The organism is Paraburkholderia sp. RAU2J (assembly GCF_003634845.1).
GTDB classification, from domain to species: Bacteria; Pseudomonadota; Gammaproteobacteria; order Burkholderiales; family Burkholderiaceae; genus Paraburkholderia; species Paraburkholderia fynbosensis.
In genome coordinates, this window is the sequence record NZ_RBXG01000003.1 from 616,026 (window position 1) to 637,930 (window position 21,905).

General features: G+C 61.9%; 14 protein-coding genes, 2 tRNA genes, 1 rRNA gene and 2 pseudogenes. 3 read left to right on the top strand and 16 right to left on the bottom strand.

What is annotated here, in order from left to right:
• Positions 1 to 353 precede the first annotated feature (353 nt).
• The 3 genes from B0G69_RS34295 to B0G69_RS34305 form a co-directional block, all read right to left on the bottom strand.
• Positions 354 to 429 (bottom strand) — tRNA-Ala (locus B0G69_RS34295).
• Between the two features lie 54 nt (positions 430 to 483).
• Positions 484 to 560 (bottom strand) — tRNA-Ile (locus B0G69_RS34300).
• A gap of 66 nt (positions 561 to 626) precedes the next feature.
• Positions 627 to 2,159 (bottom strand): 16S ribosomal RNA (locus B0G69_RS34305).
• A 553-nt stretch (positions 2,160 to 2,712) separates the two neighbouring features.
• Between B0G69_RS34305 and B0G69_RS42355 the strand changes: the two are divergent.
• Both B0G69_RS42355 and B0G69_RS34315 read left to right on the top strand, forming a co-directional pair.
• Positions 2,713 to 3,053: pseudogene (locus B0G69_RS42355) on the top strand (SDR family oxidoreductase); the annotation flags it as partial.
• 60 nt (positions 3,054 to 3,113) lie between these two features.
• Positions 3,114 to 3,349: pseudogene (locus B0G69_RS34315) on the top strand (4-oxalocrotonate tautomerase family protein).
• A 143-nt stretch (positions 3,350 to 3,492) separates the two neighbouring features.
• Here the strand turns inward: B0G69_RS34315 and B0G69_RS34320 are convergent.
• A complete protein-coding gene (locus B0G69_RS34320) occupies positions 3,493 to 4,593 on the bottom strand; it encodes a nitronate monooxygenase (RefSeq protein WP_121324557.1) in 1,101 nt (366 codons plus the stop codon).
• A gap of 409 nt (positions 4,594 to 5,002) precedes the next feature.
• Here B0G69_RS34320 and B0G69_RS34325 point away from each other — a divergent pair, with 409 nt between their 5' ends.
• A complete protein-coding gene (locus B0G69_RS34325) occupies positions 5,003 to 5,272 on the top strand; it encodes a DUF4148 domain-containing protein (protein WP_121324558.1) in 270 nt (89 codons plus the stop codon).
• A 247-nt stretch (positions 5,273 to 5,519) separates the two neighbouring features.
• On the opposite strand, the gene B0G69_RS34330 is transcribed toward B0G69_RS34325, so the two are convergent.
• The 12 genes from B0G69_RS34330 to B0G69_RS34385 form a co-directional block, all read right to left on the bottom strand.
• A complete protein-coding gene (locus B0G69_RS34330) occupies positions 5,520 to 6,962 on the bottom strand; it encodes an aldehyde dehydrogenase family protein (RefSeq protein WP_121324559.1) in 1,443 nt (480 codons plus the stop codon).
• Between the two features lie 134 nt (positions 6,963 to 7,096).
• Positions 7,097 to 8,284: a fumarylacetoacetate hydrolase family protein gene (locus B0G69_RS34335; protein WP_121324560.1), complete on the bottom strand. Its 1,188-nt coding sequence runs from the start codon at positions 8,282 to 8,284 to the stop codon at positions 7,097 to 7,099.
• A gap of 78 nt (positions 8,285 to 8,362) precedes the next feature.
• Positions 8,363 to 10,147, bottom strand: coding sequence for an IlvD/Edd family dehydratase (locus B0G69_RS34340; protein WP_121324561.1), 1,785 nt, complete (start codon positions 10,145 to 10,147; stop codon positions 8,363 to 8,365).
• 27 nt (positions 10,148 to 10,174) lie between these two features.
• Positions 10,175 to 11,578 carry an MFS transporter gene (locus B0G69_RS34345; protein ID WP_241991617.1) on the bottom strand — a complete coding sequence of 468 codons (1,404 nt, stop codon included), beginning with the start codon at positions 11,576 to 11,578 and terminating at the stop codon, positions 10,175 to 10,177.
• A 202-nt stretch (positions 11,579 to 11,780) separates the two neighbouring features.
• Positions 11,781 to 12,776, bottom strand: a complete 996-nt coding sequence (locus B0G69_RS34350; protein WP_121324562.1) for a LacI family DNA-binding transcriptional regulator — start codon at positions 12,774 to 12,776, stop codon at positions 11,781 to 11,783.
• A gap of 164 nt (positions 12,777 to 12,940) precedes the next feature.
• A complete protein-coding gene (locus tag B0G69_RS34355; RefSeq protein ID WP_121324563.1) occupies positions 12,941 to 13,825 on the bottom strand; it encodes an SMP-30/gluconolactonase/LRE family protein in 885 nt (294 codons plus the stop codon).
• Entirely contained in the window at positions 13,822 to 14,589 is a 768-nt protein-coding gene (locus B0G69_RS34360; protein WP_121325092.1) for an SDR family oxidoreductase, read from the bottom strand. The genes B0G69_RS34355 and B0G69_RS34360 overlap by 4 nt, the downstream gene beginning before the upstream one ends.
• A gap of 85 nt (positions 14,590 to 14,674) precedes the next feature.
• Positions 14,675 to 17,080, bottom strand: a complete 2,406-nt coding sequence (locus B0G69_RS34365; protein WP_121324564.1) for a glycoside hydrolase family 3 N-terminal domain-containing protein — start codon at positions 17,078 to 17,080, stop codon at positions 14,675 to 14,677.
• Positions 17,081 to 17,348: 268 nt separating this feature from the next.
• A complete protein-coding gene (ugpC, locus tag B0G69_RS34370; protein WP_121324565.1) occupies positions 17,349 to 18,479 on the bottom strand; it encodes a sn-glycerol-3-phosphate ABC transporter ATP-binding protein UgpC in 1,131 nt (376 codons plus the stop codon).
• 70 nt (positions 18,480 to 18,549) lie between these two features.
• A complete protein-coding gene (locus tag B0G69_RS34375; protein WP_121324566.1) occupies positions 18,550 to 19,380 on the bottom strand; it encodes a carbohydrate ABC transporter permease in 831 nt (276 codons plus the stop codon).
• A 3-nt stretch (positions 19,381 to 19,383) separates the two neighbouring features.
• The gene (locus B0G69_RS34380) at positions 19,384 to 20,301 is read right to left on the bottom strand and encodes a sugar ABC transporter permease (protein ID WP_241991618.1); all 918 of its coding nucleotides are present in this window, start codon (positions 20,299 to 20,301) and stop codon (positions 19,384 to 19,386) included.
• Positions 20,302 to 20,360: 59 nt separating this feature from the next.
• The gene (locus B0G69_RS34385) at positions 20,361 to 21,653 is read right to left on the bottom strand and encodes an extracellular solute-binding protein (RefSeq protein ID WP_121324567.1); all 1,293 of its coding nucleotides are present in this window, start codon (positions 21,651 to 21,653) and stop codon (positions 20,361 to 20,363) included.
• Between the last annotated feature and the right edge of the window lie 252 nt (positions 21,654 to 21,905).

The window sequence follows — 21,905 nt, forward strand, 5'->3', positions numbered from 1 at the left end:
GCGCTTTAGCGCTTACGCGGGGCTCATCCCCGAAGGGGACAAGGTTCCCGAAGGACTCTCCAGTTCACATTCCGCTACAGGTTGAGTATTCGTGTTGCGCCGTATTCCAAAGCAATCTTTCGATCACTTAAAAAATACATTGATACAATCACAACCCTGATTCACCTACTCACCTCCCCATCTCCAGGCAGGCTTTCGTGAATCTCTTTACTACTTCTTCCTGATTGTTAAAGAACGACAGCCGATCGCGCAATCCCTGATTGCGTATCGCTCTGACTGGCTCAATCGCCAATGCTTGTTTCACTACACCGCCAACTCCCGTTAGCGCATGCAGACAAACCAGCATTGAGGATTGGTGGAGGATGACGGGATCGAACCGACGACCCCCTGCTTGCAAAGCAGGTGCTCTCCCAGCTGAGCTAATCCCCCAGTCATGCAGATACCCCAGAGGTTTTTAGCCGGTCAGCTCACCAGACAAGACTTTGGTGGGTCTGGATGGATTCGAACCATCGACCCCCGCCTTATCAAGACGGTGCTCTAACCGGCTGAGCTACAGACCCCTGAGTCTGTCTTTTTCACAGCCGATAAGCGTGAGCGCTCAACACTTCTGACGCGCTTAGCTCGAGAAAGGAGGTGATCCAGCCGCACCTTCCGATACGGCTACCTTGTTACGACTTCACCCCAGTCATGAATCCCACCGTGGTAAGCGCCCTCCTTGCGGTTAGGCTACCTACTTCTGGTGAAACCCACTCCCATGGTGTGACGGGCGGTGTGTACAAGACCCGGGAACGTATTCACCGCGGCATGCTGATCCGCGATTACTAGCGATTCCAGCTTCACGCACCCGAGTTGCAGAGTGCGATCCGGACTACGATCGGTTTTCTGGGATTGGCTCCGCCTCGCGGCTTGGCAACCCTCTGTTCCGACCATTGTATGACGTGTGAAGCCCTACCCATAAGGGCCATGAGGACTTGACGTCATCCCCACCTTCCTCCGGTTTGTCACCGGCAGTCTCCCTGGAGTGCTCTTGCGTAGCAACTAGGGACAAGGGTTGCGCTCGTTGCGGGACTTAACCCAACATCTCACGACACGAGCTGACGACAGCCATGCAGCACCTGTGTTATGGCTCCCTTTCGGGCACCCCGGCCTCTCGGCCAGGTTCCATACATGTCAAGGGTAGGTAAGGTTTTTCGCGTTGCATCGAATTAATCCACATCATCCACCGCTTGTGCGGGTCCCCGTCAATTCCTTTGAGTTTTAATCTTGCGACCGTACTCCCCAGGCGGTCAACTTCACGCGTTAGCTACGTTACCAAGTCAATGAAGACCCGACAACTAGTTGACATCGTTTAGGGCGTGGACTACCAGGGTATCTAATCCTGTTTGCTCCCCACGCTTTCGTGCATGAGCGTCAGTATTGGCCCAGGGGGCTGCCTTCGCCATCGGTATTCCTCCACATCTCTACGCATTTCACTGCTACACGTGGAATTCTACCCCCCTCTGCCATACTCTAGCCCGCCAGTCACAAATGCAGTTCCCAGGTTAAGCCCGGGGATTTCACATCTGTCTTAGCGAACCGCCTGCGCACGCTTTACGCCCAGTAATTCCGATTAACGCTTGCACCCTACGTATTACCGCGGCTGCTGGCACGTAGTTAGCCGGTGCTTATTCTTCCGGTACCGTCATCCCCCCAGGGTATTCGCCCAAAGGATTTCTTTCCGGACAAAAGTGCTTTACAACCCGAAGGCCTTCTTCACACACGCGGCATTGCTGGATCAGGCTTGCGCCCATTGTCCAAAATTCCCCACTGCTGCCTCCCGTAGGAGTCTGGGCCGTGTCTCAGTCCCAGTGTGGCTGGTCGTCCTCTCAGACCAGCTACAGATCGTCGCCTTGGTAGGCCTTTACCCCACCAACTAGCTAATCTGCCATCGGCCGCCCCTTGAGCGCGAGGTCCCGAAAGATCCCCCGCTTTCCTCCGCAGAGCGTATGCGGTATTAATCCGGCTTTCGCCGGGCTATCCCCCACTCCAGGACACGTTCCGATGTATTACTCACCCGTTCGCCACTCGCCACCAGACCGAAGTCCGTGCTGCCGTCCGACTTGCATGTGTAAGGCATGCCGCCAGCGTTCAATCTGAGCCAGGATCAAACTCTTCAGTTCAAACCTGTTACTGTTTTTCGGTCTCTTTCGAAACCGGTCGCTCACTCAACGTACTGACGAAGTGTCCGACCATCTCCCGATGGTCAAACCTTCCTTTCATTACTGTGTGAGACTTGATACTTCCGCTTTTACGGCAGATTCCGCAGAATCCACCGTCGCGTCCCGCATCAAGCGCCCACACTTATCGGCTGTTAATTTTTAAAGATCATTCGCTCAGAAGCTCTGCTTTCTTCGCGTCCGTCATCTAACGGGAGGCGAATTATGCAGACCGAAAACCTATCGGTCAACCCACTTTGTGAAATATTTTTGAAGCTCTCGACGCTGCGCTAAAAAAACGTGCAATGCCGTGTCTGTTGAGTGCTCTCGTCTCGAAGGCATCGTCGTCGTATGGTTGTGACGCGCACACATTACCTCCCTCCATCGTCGGCGTGGGGTTCAACGCGCCACATTCGCTTCAATCACTACGACCACGTGTGAACGTAATCCGTAGAGCACTCGTCAACGATGAGTACTCAGGTCAACCTCTCCCCTCTATAGCGTCATTCTCCAGAATACCGCGGAAAACTACGCGACCTTCATCGCCGTCAACGTGTCGGGCTTCTTCCATATCACGCAACTCGCCATCGCCGAGATCGAAAAGCATGGGAGCGGCCACGAAGCCGCTCGCGATCGAATGAGCGAAGAAAGGCATTCGCGCCAAGCCGTTTCACCGGGCGTCATCAAGTCGCCGATGCACGCGGAAGAAACTCATGCAGCGCTCGGCGCATTGCATCCGGTCGAGCCACATGGGCGAGATGAGCGATGTCGTGGGCGCCGTCCTGTATCTTGATGCTGCGCCGTTTCGGGACCGGCGAAATCCTGCACGTCGATGGCGGCCAGAGCGCCGGCCACTGATCACACCCGGGCGCCCCCGGCCGGCGCCCTTCACGTCAACCGAGATTTACGGAGGATCACATGCCCATCGTCACAATTCAGGTGATCCGTGAGGGCTCAAGGCCCGGCAACACTGCGGTCACAGCGGGCAAAAAAGCCGCGCTCATCGGCGGGTCAGTCAGTTGCTGCTCGACGTACTCAACAAGCCGCTCGAATCGACCTTCGTCGTCATTCAGGAGGTGGAGACCGAGAACTGGGGCTGGGGTGGCTTGCCGGTCGAGGCTTATCGCAAGCGGCGTAGTTCGAAGCCGGATTGAACGTTGGCGTGCGTCATTTGCTTCAGGCGGCAGCAGCCCGCATTGGAGTCATGGAACACGTTAAGGATGACTGATTATTCTCGACGTGTGTCCTCATCCCGGCCGCAACGTACATCCACAATCGAGCACTCCCGCTCGAACTGCTAGCCCGCGAACCGCTGCAGTTGCCCGATGCTTTCCTTCAATTCACGCTCCAGCTGCGCAACCAGCTCACCGGCAGGCAACGATCTGGCCAGCGCAGCTGCCTGCCCCGCCCACTGCGCCCCGTAACCGTACTCGCCCGTTGCTTTCGCCGCTGCGTGCAGTGCTTTGCCGGCATCGTACGCGATCGGATACGCGGGCGGCTTCGGAGCGCGCGCGTCGCCGCCGAGTGTCGTGAACCGGTTCACCATGCTTCTCGCCACGCGACCGGAGATCGCGGTGGTAAAGGTCGTGCGGCGCGCTGTGCCCGCGAGAAGCGCGCAACGATAACCCTCGTCGATCGACGTCTCCGGGCAAGCAACAAACGCGGTGCCTAACTGCGCGGCTTGGGCGCCGAGCGCAAGCGCCGCTGCGATCCCGGCACCATCCATGATGCCGCCGGCAGCGATCACCGGCAGCTGGCATTCCCTGACCAGCAGACGCGTCAACGCAAACACGCCCAGCCCGTCATCGGTTGCGTCCGGTTCGAAGATGCCGCGATGACCGCCCGCCTCTATACCTTGTGCAACGATCGCATCGACTCCTGCTTCGGCAACCTGCGCCGCCTCATCCAGGTTCGTTGCACTCGCGAGTAGCTTGATGCCGGCCCTTCTCAGTTCGGCGATCACATCGGCAGAAGGCAAACCGAAATGGAAACTGACGATGGCCGGCTTCTCTTCGAGGAAAACATCCAGCATCGCCGGGTCGGCCACGAAACTCGTATAGATCTCCGACAGCGACGTAGGCGGCGCTGCGCCATATTTTTCGAAATATGGCGCGAGCCAGTTCAACCATTGCCGATCGAGCGCCTCGTCCGCTTGCGCCGGTCGATGACAGAAGACGTTGATATTGAACGGCTTGTCCGTTAGCGCGCGCGTCTCCTTGATGACCTTGCGGGCTCCTGCGGCGTTCATCGCTCCAACGCCCAGCGAGCCGAGACCACCTGCATTGGAAACGGCTGCGGCCAGCGCAGGTGTGCTGACACCGGCCATGGGAGCCTGAATGATCGGTTTTTCGATGCCCAGCAATGGCAGCAACATCCGCTTGTCAGTCCGCTCGTTCATGTCTATCCCCCATCGAGGCTTTCTACAATACAGTCCCGACATCGTATAGCACCCGCGCTTCGCACCGTGCCCTTCCGCACGACCAGAAAAATGCGACAAAGCAGGTCACCGCTCTATCCGCATTGCGCGGCATCTGTCGTCGCGCGTGCGTAGCTTTGTCGACTTTCTGATAGAGAGAAACTGGGCTCGTAGAGGTAATGCAGGCCGCAATACTTTAAAATCCCAATATTTGCACTTATTGCACTAGCTTGACCTCTGCCGGCCGTCCGACACCCGATTGTTTTTATTTGTGAAACAGTGATTTCGTAAATTAGGTATTTACCCTAACACACCCCGCTTCTAGACTGCCTTCATCGCTGCAGACAAACGCGTTTGCAGTCCAAACAAGACAAATCTGGAGGTCACTATCATGAAGTCGCTCGTTCAAGCCGTCGTTATCGCCGCTACGCTTGCTGCTCCGGTTGCCGTTTTCGCCCAATCAAACCAGCCGCTGACCCGTGCGCAAGTTCGCGCGGAACTGGTTCAGATCGAAAAGGCCGGCTACAACCCCGCTCGCTCGAACCCGAACGAATATCCGGCCAACATCCAGGCTGCTGAAGCACGCGTTGCCGCTCAGAACAGCGCAGTTGGCGGCGTCGCCAGTGGTTCGTCGGAACAAGGCCAGGCAGTCGCCAAGTAAGTCTTCCGGCAGAAAGCAAAGCTGCTGTCGCTTTGCCGTGACGTGTACTCACGCTACGGCTCGCGCGGCTAACGAAACTGGCCCGCTCTTGCGGGCCAGTTTCATTTCAGAACCTCCGCTTCCGGATTGCCGGCGGCGTCTCCTCGCCTCCGGCGGCTATGCACATTGCCCTGTGCGCTCCCGTTCTCGACAGCGACAAGTCAGACCACCACTCGCATTCATCCGCAAACGGCGTCGCCGATGAACGTCAGACGGCACCCGGACTCACATACGCGGTCTTGACCGTCGTATAGAACTCGCGGGCGTAACTGCCTTGCTCGCGCGGACCGTAGCTCGAACCCTTGCGCCCGCCGAACGGCACGTGATAGTCCACACCCGCAGTCGCCGTGTTCACCATCACCATGCCCGCCTGCATGTGCCGACGGAAGTGGCTCGCGTACTTCAGCGAGGTCGTGCAGATGCCCGCGGAAAGGCCGAATTCCGTGTCGTTGGCGACCTTAAGCGCCTCGTCGTAGTCCTTGACCTTGATGACCGAGGCCACCGGGCCGAACACTTCTTCCCGGTTGATGCGCATGGCCGGCGTCGTGTCGGTGACGAGCGCTGGTGCGAGGAAGTAACCGCGCGTGTCGCGCTCGACCCGTTCACCGCCGAAGACGGTGCCGCCTTCTTCGCGTGCGACGGCGATATAGCGCTCGTCCTGCTGCAACTGCTTGTCGTCGACGACGGGACCGATGTGCGTGCCGTCGGCCAACGCGTCGCCCACCTTTAGGGCCTGCATGCGCGCTTTCATGCCGTCGATGAACCGGTCGTAAATACCTTCGGTCACGATGAAGCGGCTCGACGCAGTGCAGCGTTGGCCCGTCGAGTAGAACGCACCGTTGATGCACGCTTCGATCGCAACGTTGAGGTCGGCATCATCGAGCACCACCATCGGGTTCTTCCCCCCCATTTCAAGCTGGAATTTCTTGCCCGACGCAAAGCATTTCGCGCCGATCGCACGGCCCGTCGCGACAGAACCGGTGAAGCTCAAGGCATCGACATCGGGTGAGGAAACCAGCGCTTCGCCCACCACCGAGCCCCGTCCCATGACGAGGTTGATGACACCCGCCGGCGCGCCCGCCTCGGCGATGATCTTCACGAGCTCCCACGTGCTGCCCGGAACGAGGTCCGCCGGCTTGACGACGACGGTGTTGCCATACGCCAGCGCCGGCGCGATCTTCCAGGCCGGAATCGCGATGGGGAAATTCCACGGCGTAATGAGGCCGATCACGCCAAGCGGCTCACGGGTCACTTCCACCGTCATACCGGGGCGCACCGACGGCACGATTTCGCCGCCAATGCGCAGCGCCTCGCCCGCGAAGAACTTGAAGATCTGCCCCGCGCGGCCCACTTCGCCGATCGCCTCGGGCAGCGTCTTGCCCTCTTCGCGCGCGAGCAACCGGCCCAGCTCGGCCTTGCGCGCGAGGATCGTGCTGCCGGCCTGATCGAGCAGATCGAAACGCTGCTGCGGCGTGGACAGCGACCATTGCGCAAACGCCTTGCGCGCGGCGCTGATCGCGCGTTGCGTCTGCCCGGCGTCGGCCTGCGCGAATTCGCCGATCACGTCGTCGAGATTGGACGGATTGACGTTGCGCGACACGCTCGCGCCGTCCACCCACTGTCCGTCGATGTAGTTTGCAAACTGGCTCATGTTCTCTTGCTCCCGTCGATACGGCATAAAGCCCGCGCACGAAAGACCTGATCGTCAGGCCCGGGCGGAGGCGACTGGTAATGCACCTGGGCCGCGCGTGACGCGCGAGCCCCTGATACGTTCTTCATTACGGCTCAACCCCCGCCGAGCAGCCCGCGCGCCGCCAGACTCCGATAAAGCGCTCGCACGCCGAACGTCCACGGTTCGATGTCGGTGCTCAGGCGGACCGTGTTGGTCAGCGCGCCCAATTGCGGCGTCGAAATCGTCACGAGGTCGCCCAGGTGATGCGTGAATCCGCCGCCGGCCGCGTCGCGGTCCTTGATCGGCGAGAACATGGTGCCGAGGAACAGCATGAAGCCGTCCGGGTACTGGTGATGCCGGCCCCACGTTTGCGTGACGAGGTCCGCCGGATCGCGGCTGATTTCGCTCATATGGCTCACGCCTTCGAGCACGAAGTCGTCATCGGCGCCTTCCACGCGCAGCGCGACGCTAGCCGTGCGCACCGAGTCGAGCGAGAAGCTTTCGTCGAAGAGGCGCACGAACGGGCCGATCGCGCACGAGCCGTTGTTGTCCTTGCACTTGCCGAGCAGCAGTGCCGAGCGGCCCTCGATATCGCGCAGGTTGACGTCGTTGCCGAGCGTCGCGCCGACGATCTCGCCACGGCTATTCACCGCCAGCACGATCTCCGGTTCCGGGTTGTTCCAGGTCGAAGCCGCGAGCAGCCCCACGTCCGCGCCGAAGCCGACCGCCGACATCGGCTGCGACTTCGAGAATACTTCGGCATCCGGACCAATACCCACTTCCATGTATTGCGACCACGCGCCGCGCCGTTCGAGTTCGGCTTTCAGCTTCATCGCGGCGTCCGAGCCCGGTTTGATTTTCGACAGGTCCGTGCCGATCGTCGACGCGATCGTCTCGCGGACCTCCTTCGCCTTCGCCGGAGCGCCGCCCGCCTGCTCTTCGATCACTCGTTCGATCAGGCTGACCGCGAAGGTCACGCCGCACGCCTTGATGGCCTGCACGTCGCACGGCGCGAGCAGTTGCACGGCCGGCGCGAGCGCGCCCGGCAGGTTGGCCGCGATCAGTTGCGCCGCGCCGCCGAGCGACACGCCCGGCGCCGTCCGCGCGATGTGCGCGGCGTTTTCGCGGTCGAACAGATCGGCCGTGGTCGGCACGGTAGCGGTGATGTCGAACACTTCGCCGCCGCGCACGACGACCACGCACGGACCTTCGTGCTGGTCGGTCTTGCGCCACACGCGACCCACGAGCAGCGCCTGATCGAGGTCGTCCGGAAGGAAACTGGATTGAGAAGTTGCGGACATGGGAATGGATTTCTTCAGGAAAGTTGGAAGACGAGGAGAGCCGGGCTCGAATCCGAGCCCGGCCCTGCAACCTGCATTTCAATGCGAATGCCGCGGATTGCCACGCTCGGCAATCACCTTCAGATACAGCGTCGCGGGTTCGAGACAGCCGCCGGTCGAGAGCTGGCCCACCGTCTGGCGGTACAGCTCCTGCCACGGCGTCTGCGCTGGCGGAATCGAGAACGTCGCCGTTTCACGGCGCCGCGCGAGCTCGTCCTCGTCGACCAGCACGTTGACGCTGCGCGAATTCAGGTCCACGCGGATGCGATCGTTCGTGCGCAGCAGCGAGAGTCCGCCGCCGACTGCCGCCTCAGGCGACATGTTGAGAATCGACGGGCTCGCGGAGGTACCGCTTTGCCTGCCGTCGCCGAGCGTCGGCAGCGACGTGATGCCCTGACGCACGAGTTCCGCCGGCGGCGCCATGTTCACCACTTCGGCGCTGCCCGGATAGCCCACGGTCCCGGCACCGCGAATCACCAGAATACAGTGCTGGTCGATTTCGAGCGACGGGTCGTTGATGCGCGCGTGATAGTCCTCAGGTCCTTCGAACACGATTGCTCGCGCTTCGAACGTGTTCTCCTTGCCGGGCTCGCTCAGATAGGTCTTCTGGAAAGCCTCGCCGACCACCGACATCTTCATGATCGCGCTGTCGAAGAAGTTGCCCGACAGCACGATGAACCCTGCGCCATGCTTGAGCGGTTCTTCAGTCGTCTTGATGACGTCGCGATCCCCCGTCTGCGCACCCGCCGCGATCTCGCCAATGGTGCGGCCCGCTACGGTCAGACAGTCGCCGTGGACGAGGTTCGCCTTGCCAAGCTCGTGGAACACGGCGGGCACGCCGCCCGCGCGATGGAAGCTCTCGCCGAGATACTCACCCGCCGGCATGCAGTTCACGATCAGCGGCACCTGCTCGCCTACGCGCTGCCAGTCGTCGAGACTCAATTCGACGCCGATGTGCCGCGCAATCGCGATCAGATGCGGCGGACAGTTGCTCGACGCACCCAGCGCCGACGCCACCACGATCGCGTTTTCGAACGCTTCTTTCGTCATGATGTGCGACGGACGCACGTCTTCACGCACGAGGTCGACGATGCGCTTGCCGGTCGCATACGCCATCTGGCCGCGCTCGCGATACGCCGCCGGAATGCTGGCGCAACCGGGCAAGGACATGCCGAGCGCCTCGGCGAGGCTGTTCATCGACAACGCGGTGCCCATCGTGTTGCAGTGTCCGATCGACGGCGACGACGCGGTCGTCAGCTGCATGAAACCTTCGTAGTCGATTTCGCCCGTGGCGAGCAGATTGCGCGCATGCCAGATCACGGTGCCCGAGCCGACGCGCTTGCCTTTGTGCCAGCCATCGAGCATCGGGCCGCCCGACAGCACGATCGCGGGCATGTCGACGGTGGCCGCCGCCATCAGACAGGCGGGCGTGGTCTTGTCGCAGCCGGTGGTCAGCACGACGCCGTCGAGCGGAAAGCCGTGCAGGATTTCGACCAGGCCGAGATACGCGAGATTGCGGTCGAGCGCGGCGGTCGGCCGGCGGCTCTGTTCGGCGAGCGGATGAACCGGGAACTCCATCGGAATGCCGCCCGCGTCGCGGATGCCCGCTTTCGTGCGCGCCGCGAGTTCGATGTGATGCCGGTTACACGGCGCGAGGTCGCTGCCCGTCTGCGCGATGCCGATGATCGGCCGGCCAGACTGGAGTTCTTCGCGCGTCAGGCCGTAGTTCATGAAGCGCTCGACGTAGAGCGCCGTCATATCCGCGTGCGATGGGTCGTCGAACCATTCCTGGCTTCTCAGCCGGCGCGGTGTGGATGCTGACATGTTGCTTGTCTCTCTGTCTTGAGGAAGTTAAACCGCTTGCGTGCTGCCCGGCACGTCCGCCTGAGAGGCGGCTTTGCCGTCTCTAGCGGGCGCCGCCCGTGTAAGCATGCTGCGCGGCACGAGCAGGATCAGAACACAGCTGACCAGCAGACACGCGCCCAGCGCATACGTACCATTGTTGATATCGCCGGTCAGGTTCTTGGCGACGGCCGTGATCATCGAGCCGGTGAAGCCTGACAGGTTGCCGATCGCGTTGATCATCGCGATGCCCGCCGCCGCTGCCGCACCCGACAACAATTGGCCGGGGAACGTCCAGTAGATCGGCATCAACGCGAGGATCCCGGCGGTGGCGATCGTGAGGAACGTGATCGCCAATACGATGTGATGCGCAAACGCCGCGCTCAGAATCAGCCCGACACCGCCGATCAGAGCCGGGATCGCCGCGTGCATGCGCCGTTCACCGGTTTTCTTCGAATGGGCCGCGTTGGCGAGCGTCGCGATGATCGCCACACCATAAGGAATAGCCGTCAGCAGGCCGATATGCAAGGGGTCCTGCACACCGGTCGCCTTGATGATCGACGGCAGCCAGAACGCTAGGCCGTAGAAGCCCGTGTTAAAGGTCAGCAGAATCGCCACCAGCAGCCACACGCGCGGATCGCGCACCGCCGATCCGAAGCGCGCCGTCTTGTGCGTGCTCTCGCGCTGCAGATTCGCCGCGAGCAGGCTCTTTTCTTGCGGCGTGAGCCAGCGTGCGCGCTCGATGCCGTCATCGAGCGAGAAGTACACGACGAACGCGGTCAACAGCGACGGCACGCCTTCGATCAGCAGCATCCATTGCCAGCCCTGGTAGCCGAACAGGCCCGCGGTGTGGTCCATCAACCAGCCGGACACCACGCCGCCCAGCATCAGGCTGACTGGCATCGCGATCAGGAAACCCGACATGACGCGGCTCTGCCGATGCGCCGGGAACCAGTAATTCAGATAAAGAATGACGCCGGGGAAGAAACCGGCCTCGCAGATCCCGAGCAGGAAACGCAGCGTGTAGAACATCGTCGCGGTTTCGACATGCGCGAGGCGCGCGAGCGGCTCGACGAACGCGAGCGCCATCGACACGAGACCCCACGTGAACATGATCCGCGCGATCCAGAAGCGTGCACCGTAGCGATGCAGGAACACGTTGCTCGGAATTTCGAAGATGAAGTAGCCCCAGAAGAAAACGCTGGCGCCGATCGCGTACATGGTGTCGGACAAACCGAGGTCATCGAGCATTTGCAGCTTCGCGAAGCCGACGTTCACCCGATCCAGATAAGCCACGACGTAACACAGCAACAGCACCGGCAACAGACGGCGCACGACCTTGCGGTAGGTCTTTTCTTCAAACTCGCTGCTCCCCGCGGATGTCGCGGCGATGGCGGATGGCACAGTGGTCATTCATATCTCCATCAGCGTATTTTCCAGGAAATGTTCGGGCGCCACGGCCGCGTGCCATGCAGGCTACTGTATTGCCCCCGATTTAAGTTACCGGTAACATTTCTGAATCCGGATGTTACGCGTGGCTCATCATCTGAACAACCAAGGGATATCCCTGACCTTCTGCGCTACATACGCGCCCGGAGTGTCAGGCGCGGCTCGCTCAGGCGCTGTCCCGAGCAATCACCTCAAAGTCGATCTTGACCGCTTTCGTGCGCGACGCCTGACCCGCCTCGCGCGCCGCCAATGCCGCGAGTAACGTTTCGCCGGCTCGCAAGCCGATTCCGTAGGCATCGACCGACACCGTCGTGATCGTCGGCTGACAACACCACGACACCTCGAAGTTGCCGAAACCGGCAATCGCGATGTCGCCAGGCACCGACAGCCCGCGCCGGTGACACTCCATGATCGCGCCGAACGCCGACATGTCGCTCACGCACATCACGGCGTCGGTATCGGGCCACGCTTCGAGCAGCGCGCCGATGGCCGGCGCGCCGTGACTCATCGTGATCGGCGATTCGCCAAGGCGGATCACGCGCGGCTCGCCGAGCCCGAGCGCCTTAATTTCAGCGACATAGCCGCGCATCCGGTCGAGACCGCGCCGATCGCGCTCGCTCGCCCCGGCGATAAAACCGATCCGTCGATAGCCGCACTCATGCAGATGGCGAACCATCGCGCGCGCCGCCGTCGCATTCGAAAAGCCCACTGCGGTGTCAATCGGGTCGGCAGGTAGGTCCCACATTTCGACGACCGGGATGCCCGCGCGCCGCAACAGCGTTCGGGTCGCTTCGGTGTGCCGGCTGCCCGTCAACGCGACGCAGCGCGGCTGGTGGCGCAGCATCGAGCGCACGAGCAGCTCTTCCTGCTCGAGGCGGTAGTCGGTGTCGCCGAGCAACAATTGCAGACCATGCGGACTAAACGCGGCGGTAAGGCCGCGCACCGTGTCGGAGAAGTTGGAGCTGGACAGCGACGGCACCAGCACCGCGACAAACTCCGAACGCCCCGACGACAATGCGCCGGCGGCCGCATCGGCCACGTATCCCAGTTCGTCGATGACCTTCTGCACCTTCTCGCGGGTCGCCTGCGACACGCTGCGTCCGGACAGCACGCGCGACACGGTCATCTTCGACACGCCGGCGCGTTCGGCAACATCGGACATGCGGGGCGGGACAGGCGGCCTGGACGTCATGGTAGGGATCACTGCAAGTGCGCGGAAGTTGCGGAACGCACATGATACCTGGCGGCACCCGGCACAGGGCGAGGTTTCACCGCCGCCCGTGCACAGCGTCAGATGTCGGCCTCAAGCGCGTTCCGCTTTCTGGTCTATTGCGAAAAGCCTCGTGTGCAGCACGCCTGAGGCTGGCCGGGCACCGGCGCGCGAAACGAAAACAGGCCACCGGCCAACGGTTGCCGCTCACGTTCCGCGGGCGACAGTCCCTTCCACGCGGTCGATGCGTAGACAGTCTGCAAATCGTCGCCGCCGAAAGCGAGTTTCGTCACGTTGGCGCACGGAAACGGCACCTGCTCGACCAGCTTGCCGTCGGGCGAGAAACGCTCGATACGCCAGCCGCCGAAAAGCGCTACCCACACGAAGCCGTCGGCATCGACCGCCATGCCATCGGGGTGGCCGTCGCCGGAAATCGCGGCGAAGATGCGTTTGCCCGACAACGTCCCGTCTTCGTTCACATCGAATGCATACACCACGCGCCGCATGGTGTCGTTGTGATAGAGCGTGCGGCCGTCCGGGCTCATGGCCGGGCCGTTGGTGATCACGTAGTCGTCGTCCTGAGCCGCCACTTCGCCGGCATCGCTGACGCGATACAGTGTGCCGCTCGGCTGTTCCTCACCGTCGTCCATCGAGCCGAACCACAGGCGGCCGTTGGCATCGACGAAGCCGTCGTTCAGACGGTTGTCCGGCAAGTGTGGTTCGACGTCCTTGAGCTTGCTGAACTGTCCGCTGCCCGCATCGAAACGATAGAGGCCGTCCGGCAGCCCGCAGACAAACGTCTGATCAGCGAGCGGTACGATGAAACCGGGCTGGTTCGGCGCCCGCCACGTCTGCGTTGCTCCGGTGTCGACCATCAGACGATGGATATGGCGGCCCTTGATATCGACGAAATAGACCGCGTTTTCCGCAGCCTGCCACAGCGGACCTTCGCCGAGTTCGGCATTGACCGGCCAGACGCATTCAGGGAGACGGACTTTCATTCTCCGTACCACCCGGCATCGACGAAATAATCGCGACCGGAGCAGCGCGATGCGTCGTCGGACGCAAGGAACAGGGCCATGCGCGCGACGTGCTCGGGCTCGATGCGCAAGCGCAGGCATTGGCTCGCGACGACCTTCGCCTCGCTCTCGGGCGACTGCCAAAGCTGCATCTGACGGGGCGTGCGAACCGCGCCGGGGATGATGCAGTTCACACGGATGCCGGCATCGCCGAGATCGCGCGCGAGGCCGCGCGTCAGCCCTTCGATCGCCGCCTTCGCGCTCAAATAGATCGCGAGATTCGGCAACGCGAGGTGCCAGGAGACTGAGCCCAGATTCAGGATCACGCCCCGGCCGATCTTGCGCATGCCGGCCGCCGCGGCCTGCGCGCAGAAGAACTGGTGCCGCAGGTTCACGGCCATGCGCTCGTCCCAATAGGTCGACGTGACGGCCTCGATTTCATGCCGATCGTCATTGCCCGCATTGTTGACGAGTACCTCGATCGGCCCGGCGAGTTTCATAATCTCGGCGAACGTGCTCTGGATCGCGTCGACGCTGCGCAGATCGCAGCGTCGGAACAGCGGCGGATGGGGCGCGCCGCGCAGCGATTCCTGCAACGCGAGCGAGTCGCCCTCCGCGACGTCGAGGAAGAACACGCGCGCGCCCTGCTGTGCGAATGCTTCGACCATCGCGGCGCCGATGCCGCTGCCGCCACCGGTGATGACAACCGTCTTGCCTGAGAGACTGGGATAGATTGCGTACGACATCTGATATTCCACTTGTTCCGAGTATGACAACGAATACATGGCGTCCCGCCGCCCCTGGCCGGACGCATCTTCGGCATGCCGCCGGTTAAGCCAGGACCTCGACCTCGCTCACCATGCGCCAGTCGCGTTCGAGCGTTCGCACCGCGTTGCCCGCGACCGTCACCGTGTCGCTCAGCAGAATATCGCGGCTCGAGCTGCCGACCATCAGGTCGAAGTCGCCCGGCTCGACGATACGCTCTCCGCGCCCATCGGTGAAGTTCAGCATGTCGACGGGAATGTGCACGCGAACCTCGGCCGAGGCGCCTGCGGCCAGCGGCACACGGGCAAACGCCTTCAATTCGCGCACCGGCCGCGCCGACGACGCCAGCCGGTCGCGCACATAAATCTGCACGACTTCGGTGCCTGCGCTCGAACCGGTGTTCTCGACCGTGAAGGCGAGTTCGACCGTGCCGTCGCCGATCGGCACTTCGCGTTGCGCAACTGCAAGATTGCCATAACGGAACTGCGTGTAGCTGAGTCCGAAGCCGAACGGGTAGCGGCAACCGAAATGATAGGCGATCGGCGTACCGGCGCTCTTGAGCCGATGGTTGTACGTGTACGGCACAGCCCCGGCGCTCTTCGGCACGGACAACGGCAGGCGGCCCGTGAAATTCGCGCGCCCCACCAGCAGATCGGCGAGCGCTTCGGCGCCGCGCTCGCCCGGCGCGAAGGCCATGATCTGCGCGGCGATCCGGTCTTCGAGACCGCCAAGATTGTACGGACGGCCGCCCGTCATGACGACGACCGTCGGCGTACCGCTCTCGACCACCGCCGCCAGCAATGCCTGCTGCACGCCGGGCAGATCGAGGCTGTCCGTGTCGGAGCCTTCGCCCACCGTACCGGACTGGAACAGCCCGGCCAGATCGCCGACGAACACGATCGCAACAGCCGCCTGCCGCGCGGCTTCAACTGCCGCGGCGATGCGTCCGGTGTCCTGGCTGATCAGCTCGTCGCGATTCGCGTCGGCCATCGTGTCCAGCGACACGTCGCCGGGGAACACCGGCGCACCTGCACGACGCTCCGCGATGATGTCGCAGCCGCGTGCGTGAATCACCCGCTCGTCGCCGAGCAGTGCGCGCAGCGCCTTCAGCGGCGTGCTGATCGACGCGACCGACTGCTCGCCCGAGTTGATCAGGTGCACCGGGAAACTGTAACCGGCCAGCAGCGCCAACGGATCGTCGGCGGTCGGGCCGATCACCGCGACCTTCGCCGCGCCTTTCGCGTCCAGCGGCAACACACCGCCTTCGTTGCGCAGGAGCACCGCCGATTCGAGCGCCACCTGGTATGCCGTGTCGCCGGCCGATTCGCTTTTCACATCCACGCTGTCCGGATCGGCATACGGATTTTCGAACAGGCCGAGACGGAACTTCGTGCGCAGCACACGCGAAACGGCAGTATTGATCGTCGCCTCGCTGATCTCGCCGCGTGCCAGCGCTTCCTTCAGATGCAGTGCGCACTCGTGGCCGGGCAACTCGACGTCGAGCCCCGCGTTGAACGCGAGCGCGGCGGCCGCCGCGCTGTCGCGTGCGACTGCATGGTGACTGTGAAGCAGATCGACCGCCGCATAGTCCGCGACGACGAGGCCGTCGAAGCCCCACTTGTCGCGCAACGTGTCCTGCAGCAACGTGCGGTCCGCGTGACACGGCACGCCGTCGATGTCGTGATAGGCGGGCATGATCGAGCCCGCATCCGCGAGCTTGACCGCCATCTCGAACGGCAGCATGAACACGTCATTGAGTTCGCGCGGGCCGACATGCACGGGCGCGTGATTACGGCCGCCCTCGCTCGCCGAATGGCCGACGAAATGCTTGAGCGTCGCGAGCAGATCGCGGCGTTCGCCTTGCAGCCCCTTCACGTAATGACACGCGAGCACGCCGACCAGATACGGGTCTTCGCCAAGCGTTTCCTCGGTGCGGCCCCAGCGCGGATCGCGCGACACGTCCAGCACCGGCGCGAGCCCCTGATGACAGCCGATCGAGCGCGCCTGCTCGCCGATGATTTCGCCCACCTGTCCAACCAGACGCGGGTTCCACGTCGCCGCATAGTTCAACGGCGACGGGAACAACGTGGCGTCCTTGATCATCAGACCGACCAGACATTCCTCGTGGGACATCACCGGGATACCTAGACGCGTGTCCTCCACCATCTGCCGCTGCAACGCGTTGAGCGCGCGCACGCCTTCCTTCGGATCGACCGTATGCGTGCCGAGCGGGCGTGTGATCTGGCCGAGGCCGTGCCGAAGGATCGTTTCCACCGTAATGGCCGCGTCGCCATGCGCGAAATCCACCGTACGCGCTTCGTGATTGCCATCGGACGACAGCTTCAGCCACGCGGCGTGAAGCTGGGCAATTTTCTCGTCCAGGGTCATGCGCGCCAGCAAATCGGCAACGCGCTCCTCGACGGCAGCCTCGGGGTTGCGGTAAAGCGGAACATCACTTTGGCGAAGCAACATCAAGAACTCCTTTAAATAATTTTTATGTGCAGAGCGCGCAAGGCGCCGACAAATCCGTTTTTCATCACTCGCACGGGACGGCGTCGCTTCATCGGAATCCTCGCCCCCTGTACTTCATATTTCTCGTGGAACTTCGCAGTCCTTTAAATTGACCAAGCAATAAAAGGCGCGAAAATCTCTACCAATTCGAAATCGTGACGATGCCCCGTTGCGTCGCCTTCAAGGCCGCAGATCATTCGATCGCGTCCTTGAAGGCGGCACGTAAAGTTCAGTGCAGACGCGGCAGCGCGAAGTCCTGTTCGTCGAACACGTGGCATGCCTCGGGTGCCAGCGCCAGTTCGATGCGCTCATCGTGCGACACGCCGCCGTCACCGGGCAATTTGGCGATCAGCGCGTTGCCCTCACGGCTACCGCCGTCGATATGAACGTAGCTGTGCTCACCCATCCGCTCTACGAGACGCACCGCGCAGCGAATCGTCTGCGCGCCGGCCTGGCCGTTGGGCAGACTCAGGTGCTCGGGGCGGATGCCCAGCGTGACATGGTTGCCCAATTGCAATTTGCGGCCATCGACCTGCGCTCGCACGCGCTCACCACTCGTCAGTTCGACCTCGATACCCTTGGCGTCGATTGTCTTCACGACACCGGGCAGGAAGTTCATCTTCGGCGAGCCGATGAAACCCGCGACGAAGCGGCTCTTGGGACGGTGATACAGATCCAGCGGCGCGCCGATCTGCGCAACGCTGCCGTGCTTCTCCAGTTCGGCGCCGGCTTGCAACAGCACGATCTTGTCGGCCAATGCCATGGCTTCGATCTGGTCATGCGTGACGTAAACCGCGCTCGCCCGGCGGAATTCGCGATGCAGACGCGCGATCTCGATACGGGTCTGCACGCGCAGCGCTGCGTCGAGATTCGACAGCGGCTCGTCGAACAGGAACACGCCCGGCTCGCGCACGATCGCGCGGCCGATCGCCACGCGCTGCCGCTGTCCACCGGACAATGCAGCAGGCTTGCGTTCCAGCAGCGCATCGAGCTGCAGCGTGGCAGCCGTGCTACGCACCTTGCTGTCGATCGTCGCCTTGTCGATCTTCGCCTGACGCAGCCCGAACGCCATGTTTTCGTAGACGTTCATGTGCGGATACAACGCGTAGTTCTGGAACACCATGGCGACACGGCGCTCCGCCGGCGACACGTTGTTCATCAGCTTGCCGTCGATGCGCAGCTCGCCGTCGGTGATCGATTCGAGACCGGCGATCATGCGCAGCAGCGTGGACTTGCCGCAGCCCGACGGTCCGAGGAACACGCAGAATTCGTTGTTGCCGACTTCGAGGTTGGCGTCGCGGATCACCGCGTTGCCGCTCGCGTAGGACTTCTGTACGTTGGTGAGGGAAATGCTTGCCATATCGTTTTATGCAAAGTTCGGTGTGCAGGCCACTTTAGCCCGCACGATTGGAGGCGGTATGCGATACGGATCAGCCCTTGAGCGAGCCGGCCATCATCCCCTTGATCACGCGCTCCTGACCGAACGCGTAAGCAACAATCAGCGGCAACGACGTGAGCACGAGGACAGCCAGCATCGAAGGAATATTCGACGCGTATTGCCCCATGAAGTCCCAGATCGCGAGCGGCAGCGTACGGTGCTCGGACGTCGACGTGAGCATGTACGCGAAGATGAACTCATTCCAGAGGCCAATGCCGTTGAAGATCGCCACAGTGGCGAGCCCCGGTCCCGAAAGCGGGAAGAAAATACGCCAGAAGATGGTGAACGGACCGCAGCCGTCGAGCTGTGCGGCTTCTTCGAGCTCGCGCGGAATCTGGCGCATGAACTCGGTCAGGATGAAGATCGACACCGGCAGACTGAGGGCCACATAAGGACCCAGTAGCGCGAACGCCGTATCGTAAAGACCGAGATTGCGCGTGAGCAGATAGATCGGCACGAGCGTTGCATGCAGCGGCACGATCATGCCGGCGATCACGAGACCGAAGAGCAGCTTGTTCAGCGCGAAGCGCATGCGCGCGAACACGTAGGCTGCCATCGCACTGATGATGACGATCAGCAGCACCGACACGCCCACCGTGAACACACTGTTACGGAAATACGTGAAGAACGGCCCCTTCAGCACAGCCGTGTAATTGCCCCAATACAGGTGGCTTGGCGGCGCCCACACGGACGTCGTGAAGGTCTCTTCCTGGCTCTTGAAGCTGGACACGACCATGAAGATAAACGGGATTGTCGTGACACCCAGCCAGATCAATGCCAGCAGGGGAATCCCGACGCGTGGGAAGCGTAGTTTGTTGTTCATGGTTCAGACCTCGGTTGCAAAACGGCGGGTGAAGTACATCGATACCGCCGCCACCGTGATGACGATAAGGAACATCGCCGAGCCGATGGTGCTGCCGTACCCGAGTTGGAACGAACTAAACACCGTGCGATACATGTAGGTGGCCATCACCTCGGACGAGCCTTCGGGGCCGCCACCGGTCATGACGAAGACGAGATCGAAGTAGCGCAGCGAGCCGAGCACGGACAGCAGCACGGCCGTGCGCAGCGTGCCTTGCAGGTGCGGCAGCTTGATGCGCCAGAAGATGGTCCACTCGGAAGCACCGTCGAGGAGGGCAGCCTCGTTGACCTCGGCCGGCATCGACGAGAGACCGGCGAGGAACAGAATCATGTAGAAAGGCGCGTTCTGCCAGATGATCACGGCGATGGTCGCACCCAGCGAAAAATGCGGGTCGCCCAGCCAGTCCTTCGCGAGGCCATCAAGCCCGAATGCCTGCAGCGCGACGTTGAGCGGACCGAAATTCGGATCGTAGATCTGCTTGAACAGCACGCCGATCGCCACGCTCGACATGAGCAGCGGCAGGAAATAGAGAACCTTGAGCACGCGGGAGCCACGGCCGGCCTTTTCCAGCAGCACGGCGAGCACGAGCGCGATCGGAAGCTGGATGACGATCGACGCGACCGCAAGAATCACGTTGTTCCTGAGCGATTGCCAGAACACCGCGTCGTGGGCGAGTCGCCCCCAGTTCGCGAGCCCGACGAAGCGGGCAGTGTTACCGAGGCCATTCCAGTCGACCAGCGACAGCCGCAGACTGGAGACGAGCGGATAGAGCAGGAATACGGCCAGCAGCAGCAGCGTCGGCGCAAGAAACACGGCCGTGACGAGCGTTTGCGATGAGATTCGCAGCCGGCGTTCGGGGGTAGCGGAAAGTGCGATATTCACGAGCTTGTATGCCGGTCGGCGCCTGACGGTGCCGACCGGACTTCCCTTGGGACTGAAGATTAACCGCCCTTCTTCGAAGCGGCTTCCATTTGCTGCGCAGCAGCCTCAGGCGTCAGCGACAGACCGAACAGCTGCTGCGTCGTGTCCTTGTGCAGTTCGCCGAGAGCCGGCGGGAGTGCCTGGTCGTACCAGAGCTGCACGCTCGGAGCGGCGGCAAGCAGTTTCTGCAGACGCTGCGTGAACGGATCGTCGATCTTGACGTTATTGACCGGCGGGAGCTTGTGGTCATCCGACGCACGAGCCTGCATCGCCTGGTCGTCGGTCATTGCCTGGATCAGCTTGAACGCTACGTCGGGCGTCTTGCACTCGGTCGAGATGCTCAGGAAGCCATCGCCCACCGTGCCGATCAGGTCGCGCGGATCACCCTTGCCGCCCGGCACGCTCGGGAACGGGAAGAAGTCGAGATCCTTCGAGAACGTCGGATTTTCGTTCGCGATCGTCGAAGCTTCCCACGCGCCCATCAGCTCCATAGCAGCCTTGCCCGAGTACAGCAGACGGCGCGAAGCACCCGAGTCGTAATCCAGACCGTTGATGCCCGGCGCGAACGCGCCAGCCTTCACGAGTTCCTGGATACGCTTGCCGGCTTCGACGAACGCCGGATCTTCGAAGCCCTTGCCCTTGCCTTCGATCGCGTCCTTCACGACTTGCGGACCACCGATACGGTCGACGAGGTACATGTAGTACATCGAGCCGGTCCACTTGTTCTTGTTCGCGAGCGAGAACGCTGCGACGTTGTGCGACTTCAGCACGGCAACGACGTGCATCAGTTCGTCCCACGTTTTCGGCGGTGTGATGCCGTACTTCGCGAAGACGTCCTTGTTATAGAAGATCACTGCGGCCGCTGCATTTTCGGCAGCGACACCATAGGTCTTGCCGTCGTACGTCGTGACGTTCCAGGACGATTGCATGAAGCGGTTACGATACGCCGGGTCCTTGTTCAGGTACGGCGTGAGGTCGACGATCTGGCCGGATTTCACGTATTCGTGCAGGCCGCCACCACCCCAGTTCTCGAACACGCACGGCGGCTGGTTCGCGCCGAACGCGACCTTCAGCTTCGTCTTGTATGCTTCGTTCAGGATGTGCGAATTCTCGACCTTGTAGCCTGGAGCCGCCTTTTCGAAACGATCCGACGCGTCGCGAATGATCTTGCTCGACGACGTATTGGTCTGCTGATCCCACGCGGTGATCGTCGATTGTGCGAATGCAGCTGTCGAAATGACTGCGGACAGCGAAAATGCGAGCGCCGTGGCGCCGACAATTGACCGTACTTTAGAAAAAGCCGGGTACGCCATGTTTTGTGTCCCCTCTATGGATATTAGAATGCCAACCGAAACGTGTAACGTTAGCCTTAACGTTAACGAATGTTAGGCCGACGCGTGAACTACCGCTATGCGGGATTTTACCTGGTCACCTCCCGCGCGGCTTGCATACTACAAGAAGACGGACTGCCGAAGGGTCGGCGCGCGCAACCTATTCTGGTAGAATAGTTAGAATATAAACGGTATCGCTAACGTTAAAAGCGAGTCCAATTCGACATGACCTCT